Origin of the sequence: Corallococcus praedator, assembly GCF_003612125.1 — a bacterium.
GTDB classification, from domain to species: Bacteria; Myxococcota; Myxococcia; order Myxococcales; family Myxococcaceae; genus Corallococcus; species Corallococcus praedator.
The window spans coordinates 1-9,988 of sequence record NZ_RAWI01000344.1; the positions used below are offsets into that span (position 1 = coordinate 1).

General features: G+C 67.9%; 8 protein-coding genes and 1 pseudogene. 2 read left to right on the top strand and 7 right to left on the bottom strand.

Annotated elements, in window-relative coordinates; all coding sequences use genetic code 11:
* Positions 1–134: 134 nt before the first annotated feature.
* From D7Y13_RS31725 to D7Y13_RS31755, 7 genes are all read right to left on the bottom strand, one after another.
* Positions 135–1,694, bottom strand: a complete 1,560-nt coding sequence (locus D7Y13_RS31725; protein WP_120535513.1) for an NADH-quinone oxidoreductase subunit N — start codon at positions 1,692–1,694, stop codon at positions 135–137.
* Positions 1,695–1,709: 15 nt separating this feature from the next.
* Complete coding sequence (locus D7Y13_RS31730) at positions 1,710–3,401, bottom strand: complex I subunit 4 family protein (RefSeq protein WP_120535512.1); 1,692 nt, start codon at positions 3,399–3,401, stop codon at positions 1,710–1,712.
* Entirely contained in the window at positions 3,398–5,620 is a 2,223-nt protein-coding gene (nuoL, locus tag D7Y13_RS31735) for an NADH-quinone oxidoreductase subunit L (protein ID WP_120535511.1), read from the bottom strand. Before nuoL ends, D7Y13_RS31730 begins: the two co-directional genes overlap by 4 nt.
* A 25-nt stretch (positions 5,621–5,645) precedes the next feature.
* Entirely contained in the window at positions 5,646–5,948 is a 303-nt protein-coding gene (nuoK, locus tag D7Y13_RS31740) for an NADH-quinone oxidoreductase subunit NuoK (protein WP_120535510.1), read from the bottom strand.
* Positions 5,949–6,029: 81 nt separating this feature from the next.
* The gene (locus D7Y13_RS31745) at positions 6,030–6,536 is read right to left on the bottom strand and encodes an NADH-quinone oxidoreductase subunit J family protein (RefSeq protein WP_120584866.1); all 507 of its coding nucleotides are present in this window, start codon (positions 6,534–6,536) and stop codon (positions 6,030–6,032) included.
* Entirely contained in the window at positions 6,533–7,873 is a 1,341-nt protein-coding gene (gene nuoF, locus D7Y13_RS31750) for an NADH-quinone oxidoreductase subunit NuoF (protein ID WP_120535508.1), read from the bottom strand. Before nuoF ends, D7Y13_RS31745 begins: the two co-directional genes overlap by 4 nt.
* Positions 7,874–7,913: 40 nt before the next feature.
* On the bottom strand, positions 7,914–8,402 hold the full coding sequence (locus D7Y13_RS31755) for an NADH-quinone oxidoreductase subunit NuoE family protein (RefSeq protein WP_120535507.1): 489 nt from the start codon (positions 8,400–8,402) through the stop codon (positions 7,914–7,916).
* Between the two features lie 104 nt (positions 8,403–8,506).
* On the opposite strand from D7Y13_RS31755, the gene D7Y13_RS31760 reads away from it, so the two are divergent.
* Positions 8,507–9,259, top strand: a complete 753-nt coding sequence (locus D7Y13_RS31760; protein ID WP_120535506.1) for a TIGR02266 family protein — start codon at positions 8,507–8,509, stop codon at positions 9,257–9,259.
* 81 nt (positions 9,260–9,340) lie between these two features.
* A pseudogene (locus D7Y13_RS31765) lies at positions 9,341–9,988 on the top strand (serine/threonine-protein kinase); the annotation flags it as partial.

Genomic DNA, 9,988 nt, shown 5'->3' on the forward strand with positions numbered 1-9,988 from the left:
GCGGGGAGGGGAGGGGCGCCACCCACCGGCGACTTCCGCGTAGGGGTTTGCCTGCCTTGCCGCCCCGCAACGACAACGCCCGCCGGGCCAGGGGCCGCGACGGGCGTCGGGTGCGACGTGCCGCTGTCCGTGGGCTACTGACCGAACAGCGTGCCCGCCTGGGCGAGCCAGTCCGTGACGTGGCCGGGGAGGATGCCCAGGAGCACGACGGCGACGGTGGAGATGACCAGCGCGGCCTCGGTGCCCCAGTTGCGCTCCAGCGGCTGCGCGCCCTCCGGGACGGGGTGCATGAACATGTAGACGACGACGCGCAGGTAGTAATACGCGCCCGCCGCACTGGAGAGCACCGCGACGATGGTGAGGCCCACGAGGCCCACGTCGATGGCGGCCTGGAAGATGAGCAGCTTGCTCATGAAGCCCACCGTGGGGGGGATGCCGCCCAGCGACAGCATGAAGGCCGCCATGGCGAACGCGTAACCCGGCCGGCGCTGCGCCAGGCCCGCGAAGCGCTCCAGGTCCCACGCGGTGCCCTTCTCCTCGTCCTCGCGGCGCTCCAGCGCGGACACCATCGCGAAGGCGCCCGCCGCGCTGAAGGTGTAGGCCAGCAGGTAGTACAGGATGCCGCGCAGCGCGTCCGAGCGGGCCACGTCCAGCGGCGTCCCACCCGACAGCGACGACGCGGACAGCACGCGGAAGCTCTCGCCCGGCGCCGCGACGAACAGCGCCGCCACGCCCAGCAGCAAGTAGCCCGCGTGCGCGATGGAGGAGTACGCCAGCATGCGCTTCACGTTGCGCTGCGGAATGGCCATCAGGTTGCCGGCCACCATGGTGAGCAGCGCCAGCGTGGCGAACAGCATCAGCGGCAGCTTGGGGTCCATGCCCTTGCCCACCGTGAGGAACACGCGCACCAGCGAGGCGAACGCCGCCGCCTTCACGCCCGCGCTCATCAGCGCCGTCACCGGCGTGGGAGCCCCTTCGTACACGTCCGGCGTCCACATGTGGAACGGCACCGCCGCCACCTTGAACGCGAAGCCCGCCGCGATGAGCACCGCGCCCACGTACACCAGGGCCGGGTTGCCGTTGAGCGCCTGCTGCAGCGGAACGACCATGTCGTTGAGCTTCGTCGTGCCCGTGGCCCCGTACAGCAGCGCCGTGCCGTACAGCAGGATGGCGGACGAGAAGGCGCCCAGGATGAAGTACTTGAAGCCCGCCTCGCTGGGACGCGTGCCCCGGCGCAGGTACGCCGTCAGCGCGTACGTCGCGATGGAGAGCACCTCGATGTTGACGAAGATGGTGATGAACTCCGTCGACATGGCCAGCAGGCTCATGCCCGCGGACGCGAAGAGCATCAGCGCGTAGAACTCACCGCGCTCCGCCCCGCGCTTGCGCAGGAAGCCCACCGCGCTCAGCGCCGCCAGTCCCAGGCCCACGCTCACCACCAGGGTGAGGAAGCTGGAGAAGGGGTCCAACACGCCGAAGCCCAGGAACACCTCCTGGGGCGGCTCGAACATCAGGCCCACGGCCACGGCGCCGCTGGCCGCCGCCGCCACGACGGTGAGCACCGCCTGGTAGCCGCGGGACGCGGTGGCGGAGAGGAACACCTCCGACAGCAGCAGGACGGAGGCCGCCACCACCATGATGATGGCGGGCAGCAGAGGGAGGAAATCCGCCAGGGTGAGGTTTGGCAGGTTCATGGAGTCTTTCGGGGCCTACTCGCGCACGGCGAGCGGCGCGGCGGGAACGGAGGGGCGGGCCGCGGCGGCGGTGGAGGGCAACGACATCACCTCCACGCGCAGCTGGTCGTCCTTCGCCTGGGTGGCACCCGGAGCGCCCACGCTGGCGCGCGCCACGTAGCGGTCGGTGGACGGGGCGATGCGCTCCAGGAAGGGCTGCGGCATCAGACCCATCACCGCGACCAGCACGATGAAGGGCGCCGTGGTGAGCATCTCGCGCAGGTTCATGTCGCGCAGGTGCTGGTTCTCCCGGTGGGTGATGCCGCCGAAGAAGACCTTCTGCACCATCCACAGCATGTACGCGGCGCCCAGGATGACGCCCAGGGTGGCGAACGCGCCAAAGCCCAGGGGCAGGGTGCTCTTGAAGGTGCCCATCAGCACCAGGAACTCACCGATGAAGCCGTTGGTGCCCGGCACCGCCACCGACGAGAACGTGATGATGACGAACGCCGCGGTGAACACCGGCATCACCTTCGCGATGCCGCCGTAGTCCGACATGAGCCGGGTGTGGCGGCGCTCGTAGAGGAAGCCGAACAGGAGGAACAGCGCGCCCGTGGAGATGCCGTGGTTCAGCATCTGGTACGCGCTGCCCGTGGCGCCCTCGCTCGTGACGGCCAGCAGGCCCAGCATGCAGTAGCCCAGGTGGCTGACGGACGAGTACGCGATGAGCTTCTTGATGTCCCGCTGCGCCAGGCACATCAGCGCCCCGTACACGATGCCGATGACGGCCAGCACCGCCAGGAACGGCCGCGCGGCCTGCGCCGCCACCGGGAACAGCGGAATCGCGAAGCGCCAGAAGCCGTAGGTGCCCATCTTCAGCATCACGCCGGCAAGAATCATGGAACCCGCCACCGGCGCCTGCACGTGCGCGTCCGGCAACCAGGTGTGCACCGGCCACATCGGGACCTTGATGGCGAACGCCAGCGCGAACGCGGCGAACATCCAGGGCCCGTACGTGTGCAGCGTGGCGGCCAGGCCCGTGAGCGACGCGCACGCGCCCTCCGGACCATTGGTGCACGCGGCGAGCTGCTGATTGGCGGCGAGCAGGTTGTTGTAGAGCGTGCCGTAGTCGAACGAGCGCGTGCCCGGAGCCCCGCTCACGAAGTACACCGCCACGATGGCCACCAGCATCAGGAGCGAGCCGACCAGCGTGTAGAGGAAGAACTTCACCGCGGCCATGCGCCGGTCCTCGGCGCCCCACACACCCACCAGCAGGTACATGGGGATGAGCATGGCCTCGAAGAAGATGTAGAAGAGCAGGACGTCCATCGACGCCAGCGCGCCCAGCATCGTCGTCTGGAGCACCAGCAGCGCCAGATGGAACTCCTTGATGCGGTGGCTGATGTACGTGGTGGAGGCCAGCACCACCAGCGGGCCCAGGAACACCGTCAGGAGCAGCAGGCTCACCGCCAGGCCATCCACGCCCAGGTGGTAGCTCATCCCGAACTGCTGGAACCAGGGGACGCGGTACTCCATCTGGAACTCCGCTCCGGAAGGCTCGAAGCGGAGGTAGGCCCAGACGCCGAACGCCAGGTCCAGCAGCATGCCCACGAACGTGATGGTGCGAACCTGCCCGTGCTCCGTGGAGGGCAGCATCAGCACCAGCGCCGCGAACACGAGCGGCAGGTAGATGACGACGTTCAACAGGTGGGTGTCGAAGAAGCTCATGAAAGCACCTGCAGGAGGGCGTAGACCGCGCCGCCCAGGATGGCGAGCGCCATGATGGCGGCGTAGGCCTGCGCGTCACCCGTCTGGAGCCGGCGCAGCCCGAGGCCCACCTTCTCCGTCACGTAGGCGGTGCCGCGCACCAGCACCGTGTCGATGACGAGCGCGTCCACCACGCGGAAGAGGATGAAGGCCACGAACTTCACCGGACGGATGAGGATGAACTCGTACAGCTCATCCACGTAGAACTTGTTGTGGGCCGTGCGGCGCACCGCGCGGGCGAACGCCGGCACGGGCTTGCCCACCTGCGCGGGGAAGTACTTCAGGTAGAGGAACGCCGCCGCGGCGCCGCCGGACAGGGCCACCAGCCACGCGGTGAGGTAGTCCAGGAAGGCCGGCGTGCTGTTGTCCAGGGCCACCGTCTGGGCCGCGCGGGCGACCGCTTCGGCCGGACGCAGCACCGGGGAGAGGAAGTTCTCGAACACCGGCTGCATGCCGCCACCCGTGCGGGGCATCAGCGGCAGTGCGTACACCAGCGTCACGATGCTCAGGAACGCCAGCACCACCAGGGGCAGCGTCATGAACCAGGAGCTCTCGTGCGCGTGCGCCACCTTGGCTTCCGGGGAGCGCTTGCCGGTGAAGGTCAGCAGGTACACGCGCGACATGTAGAACGCGGTGCACGCGGTGATGAGCAGGCCCATCGCGTAGACGAAGCCGGACACCCAGTGCAGGTCATGCAGGTGGTTGTGGTGCACGCCGTGGAAGACGGCGTCCTTCGAGAAGAAGCCGGACAGCGGGATGATGCCGGTGATGGCCAGCGTGGAGACGAGGAACGTGGCGTGCGTCCACTTCATCTCCTTGTACAGGCCGCCCAGCTTCTTGATGTCCGTCTCGTCCCCGTTGCCGTGCATCACGCTGCCGGCGCCCAGGAACAGGCAGGCCTTGAAGCAGGCGTGCGTCAGCAGGTGCAGCGCGGCCGCCCAGAAGACGCCCATGCCCACGCCCATGAACATGATGCCCAGCTGCGACACCGTGGAGTAGGCGAGCACCTTCTTGATGTCGTCCTGCGCGAAGGCGATCAGCGCCGCGAGCAGCGACGTCAGCGCGCCCACGATGGCGATGGTCGCCATGGCGGTGGGGCTGAGCACCAGCAGCGAACTCATGCGGCAGAACAGGTACACGCCCGCCGTGACCATCGTGGCGGCGTGGATGAGGGCGGACACCGGCGTCGGGCCGGCCATCGCGTCCGGCAGCCAGACGTACAGCGGCAGCTGCGCGCTCTTGCCCGCCGCGCCCAGGAGGAACAGCAGCATGGTGGCGGTCATCACGCCGCCGAAGGTGTAGCCGGCCAGGGGCCCCGCCTCGATGGGCGTGGCGAGCGACACCGCGCCGCCCGTGCCCTCCGGGAGGGCCAGGGCCATCTTCTCCAGGCCCTTGAAGGTGACGGGGCCCTTCTCCAGCAGGCCCTGCGTGTAGCGCGCCCGGGAGCTGCCCGCGGAGTTGAAGTCGCGCGGGTCCGCCTGCTGGCTGAAGGCGTTCACCGTCAGGATGAGCAGGAACGTGGCGATGAGGAACGCGAAGTCACCGATGCGGTTGGTGACGAACGCCTTGCGGCCCGCCCACGCCTTCGCGCTGTCCGTGTACCAGAAGCCGATGAGCAGGTAGCTGGCCATGCCGACGCCCTCCCAGCCCACGAAGAGCAGGACCAGGTTGTCGGCCATCACCAGCGTCAGCATCGCGGCGACGAAGAGGTTCAGGTACGCGAAGAAGCGCCAGTACCCGTCGTCGTGCTCCATGTAGCTGGTGGAGTACAGGTGGATGAGGAAGCCCACGCCGGTGATGACCAGCAGCAGGATGCCCGACAGGTGGTCCACCAGCAGCCCGAAGTTCACGCGGAAGTCGCCCGCGGCGAACCAGGTGCCGTAGTCATACGAGATGGCGTAGCGCACCACGTCGCGCTCCAGGCCGAACGCGTTGGGCATGCTCACCACGCGCCCGCCCGCCGCGTCGCTGGTGGCCCAGAAGGCCATCAGGCTCAGCACGAAGGCGCCGGCGATGGCGGAGCACGCCACCAGGTGCACGTTGGCCCGGCCCAGCCACTTGCCGAACACGCCGCACACGAACGCGCCCAGGAGCGGCAGCAGGATGATCAATCCCAGCGAGGGTGCGAACACCTCGGGGGGGATGGGTGCCGTTCTGAAGAATTCGACGATTCCGTCCATGGATGGGCTCAGGGAGTGACGGGATTCAGTGCTTCATCGTCCGGATGTCGTCCACGTTCACGGAGCCGCGACTGCGGAAGACCGCGATGACGATGGCCAGACCGATGGCCGCTTCCGCGGCCGCCACGGCGATGACGAAGAAGGCGGACACGTGCCCGATTCCGTCGCCGTGCATGCGGGCGAAGGCCAGGAACGTGAGGTTGACCGCGTTGAGCATCAGCTCCACGCACATGAAGACGACCAGCGCGTTGGTGCGCACCAGCACGCCGAACATGCCCATGCAGAAGAGCGCGGCGGCCAGCAGGAGGTAGTAGGTGATGGGAACCATGTGCGGAAGCTCTTGGCTTTCAGGCGGACGGCTACAAGAGCCCGCCCGCGCCATCTAGCAGAAGTTGTCCGAAGGCGGGGATCAGATCCGGGACTTGGCCACCACCACCGCGCCCACCATCGCCACCAGGAGCAGCAGGCTGACGGCTTCGAAGGGAAGCAGCCAGGTGGTGAAGATGGACTGGCCGATGGCCGCCATGGTGCCGAACGTCGCCTGCGCCTGGGGGCCCAGGTTGGCCGGCATGGGGTTCGTGCGGCCGAGCGTCACGCTCAGCACGGCGAGCAGGCCCAGCGCGGAGGCTCCGCCCAGCAGGCGCGTCACCGACGACTTGCCACGGTGGGGTGCGTCCCCCAGGTTGAGCAGCATGATGACGAACAGGAAGAGCACCATGATGGCGCCCGCATAGACGAGCACCTGCATGACGGCCACCGTGTGCGCCCACAGGAGCACGTAGATGCCGGCCAGGAAGAAGAACGTCGACACCAGGGCCATGGCGGAGTTGATGGGGCTCCGCGCGGTGATGACGAGCCCCGCCGACACCAGCGTCATGACGGCGAAAACGCCGAAGAGAACCAACTCAGTGTTCAAGACCAGTCTCCGTAGGAACCCCAGGGGTGGTCACCGAACGGGCAGCGCTTCTCCCGCAGGTGAGCCTCGAACTCGTCCCGGAACCGCATGAGGAAGGAGTGCGTGGGCAGTGCCGCCGCGTCGCCCAGCGCGCAGATGGTGTTGCCCAGGCCGATGGGCGGATAGGGCGCGATGGAGGACGCCACGTTCGACAGCATGTCGATGTCGCCCGGCTCGCCCCGGCCTTCTTCAATCTTGCGCAACAGGCGCGTCTGCCAGGGCGTGCCCTCGCGGCACGGCGTGCACTGGCCGCAGGACTCTTCCGCGTAGAAGCGGGCCACGCGCCACAGGCTGCGCACCATGCAGGTGGCGTCGTCCATCACGATGACGCCGCCGGAGCCGGCCATCGTCTGCTTCATCTTCAGCGCCTCGAACTCCAGCGCCACATCCAACTCGTCCGCGCCCAGCACCGGCGCGGAGGACCCGCCCGGGATGACCGCCTTGACCTTGCGGCCCTTGGGCATGCCCTGGCCGTACTGGTCGTCGTGGATCAGCTCCAGGATGGTGGTGTGCATCCCCACCTCGTAGACGCCCGGGCGGTTCACCGAACCCGACAGGCAGACCAGGTGCGTGCCGCCCGACTTGTCCGTGCCCAGCTTGGCGTACCACTCCGCGCCCTTGGCGAGGATGGGGGGCACGCTGGCGAGCGTCTCCACGTTGTTCACCACGGTGGGGCTGCCGAACAGGCCCACGACGGCGGGGAAGGGCGGCTTCAGGCGCGGCCAGCCCTTCTTGCCCTCCAGGCTCTCCAGCAGGGCCGTCTCTTCACCGCAGATGTACGCGCCCGCGCCGCGGACCACGTAGCAGTCCAGCGCGAAGTCCTTGCCCAGCATGGACTTGCCGAAGATGCCGGCCTTGTAGGCCTCGTCGATGGCCGCCTGGGTGCGCTCCGCCTGGAACTTGAACTCGCCGCGCAGGTACACGTAGCAGGTGTGCACGCCCAGCGCGTACGACGCGATGGCGATGCCCTCCAGCATCATGTGCGGGTCGTTCTCCAGGATGTAGCGGTCCTTGAAGGTGCCCGGCTCGGACTCGTCGCCGTTGACCGCCAGGTACTTGGGCTTGGGGCTGTCCTTGGGGACGAAGCTCCACTTCATGCCCGTGGGGAAGCCGGCGCCGCCGCGGCCGCGGAGGTTGGACTTCTTCACCTCGTCGATGATGGCCTGGGGCTCCATCGTGAGCGCCCGCTTGAGCCCGTCGTAGCCACCGCGCGAACGGTAGCTGTCCAGGGTCCAGGACTGGGGCTTGCCCCAGGCCGCCGAGATGACGGGTTCAACCGCCTTTGCCGTAGAGGCCATGGATGGATGTCCTAGGAAAGCGAGGGGGAGGAGGGGTGACTCACGACAGCCGGGCCAGGATGGCGTCCAGCTTGGCCTGGGTCAGGCTCTCGTGGTGGTCCTCGTTGATCTGCAGGCAGGGCGCCGTGCCGCAGGACGCCAGGCACTCGGTCTCGCGCAGGGTGAACTTGTCGTTCGTCTCCCCCGCCGTCATGCCCAGCTTCTGCTCCAGGTAGGCGAGCATCTTCTCCGCCCCCCACAGCGAACAGGACAGGTTCGTGCAGACGTCGATGACGTACTTGCCCGGTTTCTTCAGGTGGTACATCACGTAGAAGCTGGCGACCTCGTAGGCGCGCTCCGGCGTGACTTCCAGATTCTTCGCGACCAACCGCAGGCCTTCGGGCGGCAACCAGCCCTTGAGGTCCTGAAGCAGGCGAAGCGCGGGCAACATCCCGGCGCTTTTGCGATCAGAGGGGTAGTGCGAGAGGATTTCCGCGATCCCCGCGTCGAACTTCTTCTGCTCTTCAGGAGTGAACAGGGGCTCCGCCATGGCGGGCCGTACGTATTGCCGCAATGGCTTCGTTGTCAACATAAACCCTCGGCGGTAGACTGGACCGCCATCAGCAAATTTCCGAGCGATTTCAACCCCTTGTTATGAGCCCGGACCCTGCGGACCAGCGGCAGCACCCCCGTATCCCCACCGTCCTCCGGGTGGACTACCCGCATGGGCGTCCGCTCCGGGACGTGACGGAGAACCTGTCCGCCGGGGGTTTCTTCGTCCAGACGGAGCAGCTCTTCGTCGTGGGCGACGAGCTTCGGCTTGCACTTTCTTTCCCGGGACTGCTGGATCCGGTAGAAGTCGGCGGCACCGTGGCCTGGGTGCGGCTGGCGGCTCCGGATCAGCCCGGGGGTGTCGGCATCCGTGTGGAGAGCGAGCAGGATCGGCGGCGACTGGGTGACATCTTGAGTGCGGCGGGACCTGACGACAGCGCGACGAACCCTTCCGAACAGGACGGGTACCGCGTGCTCATCGTCGAGGACAACCCCCACATCATCGAGATGTACAGCTACGTGCTGAAGAAGCTCGCGAGCAACGATCTGCACGGCAAGGTCCCGCTGGAGGTCCACTTCGCGCCGGACGGGCACCACGCCCTCCTTCGGCTGCGGGAGGACCGCTTCAGCCTGGTGATGCTGGACCTGTACATGCCGGTGATGGACGGGTTCGCGCTGGTGGAGCGCATCCGGGAGGAAGAGGCGCTCAAGTCGATTCCGGTCATCGCCATCTCCGCGGGCGGCAAGGAAGCCCAGGATCGCGCGATGCAACTGGGGGTCGACATCTACCTGCGCAAGCCGGTGCGGTTCGTGGAAGTGCTGGAGACGGTGAAGCAGCTGCTTCGCATCCAGTAGGCGCGGGTGGAACCCGTCGTGCGGGTTCCTCGCGCCAAGGATTGAAGCTTCGGGCTGGGGCCGCGTAGAGTCCGCGCACCCATGACGAAGCCCGCAATCCATCGTGACACCGTCAGTGGCGAGGCGCTGCTCATCCTGCAGAATCTGCGGGAGAACGGCCGCCTGGGACGCTCGAACAAGCTGGCCGACGTGAAGGCCGCCCTCGAACCGTCCGTCTCGCTGGAGTTCGACAACTACTTCTTCTTCCTGCGCAAGTTCCACTACATCGCCATGGACCGCGAGGCCCAGCTCAAGCTCACCGAGCAGGGCGAGAAGGTGGTGGGCGGGGACCTGGCGGACCGCTTCGCATTGGAGGTCGACGAGTTCTTCGCCGATCAACTGACGGCGGAGGAGCCGACGCACATCGGACGTCTGGAGGAGGACGAGCCGATGAGCGTCCCCCCTCCGCCGCCGGAGCTGCTGCTCGACGAGGCGGAGGTGGACGGGGGTTCCTCCGGGGCCTCCCATGCCTCGCATGTGGGACCGCCGCCCGTGCCGACGAACCGCACCCACCGGGTGGCGATGCCGGCGCTGGAGCTGGGCCCGGCCGCGCCGCAGGTCGCGTCTCCTCCCATCCAGACGCCGCAGCCGTCGGCCTGGCAGGACGTGCCGGAGCCCCGGCGGGAGACCCTCATCGGGCTGCCGCCCTCGCCGCCCACGCCGGTTCCCAGCGCCCCCCAACCCCTGGTC

What these genes read in the sequence shown, in the direction of transcription:
- D7Y13_RS31725 (WP_120535513.1), bottom strand. Translation starts at nt 1,694, where the DNA reads ATGAACCTGCCAAACCTCACCCTGGCGGATTTCCTCCCTCTGCTGCCC.
- D7Y13_RS31730 (WP_120535512.1), bottom strand. Translation starts at nt 3,401, where the DNA reads ATGAGCTTCTTCGACACCCACCTGTTGAACGTCGTCATCTACCTGCCG.
- nuoL (WP_120535511.1), bottom strand. Translation starts at nt 5,620, where the DNA reads ATGGACGGAATCGTCGAATTCTTCAGAACGGCACCCATCCCCCCCGAG.
- nuoK (WP_120535510.1), bottom strand. Translation starts at nt 5,948, where the DNA reads ATGGTTCCCATCACCTACTACCTCCTGCTGGCCGCCGCGCTCTTCTGC.
- nuoF (WP_120535508.1), bottom strand. Translation starts at nt 7,873, where the DNA reads ATGGCCTCTACGGCAAAGGCGGTTGAACCCGTCATCTCGGCGGCCTGG.
- D7Y13_RS31755 (WP_120535507.1), bottom strand. Translation starts at nt 8,402, where the DNA reads ATGGCGGAGCCCCTGTTCACTCCTGAAGAGCAGAAGAAGTTCGACGCG.
- D7Y13_RS31760 (WP_120535506.1), top strand. Translation starts at nt 8,507, where the DNA reads ATGAGCCCGGACCCTGCGGACCAGCGGCAGCACCCCCGTATCCCCACC.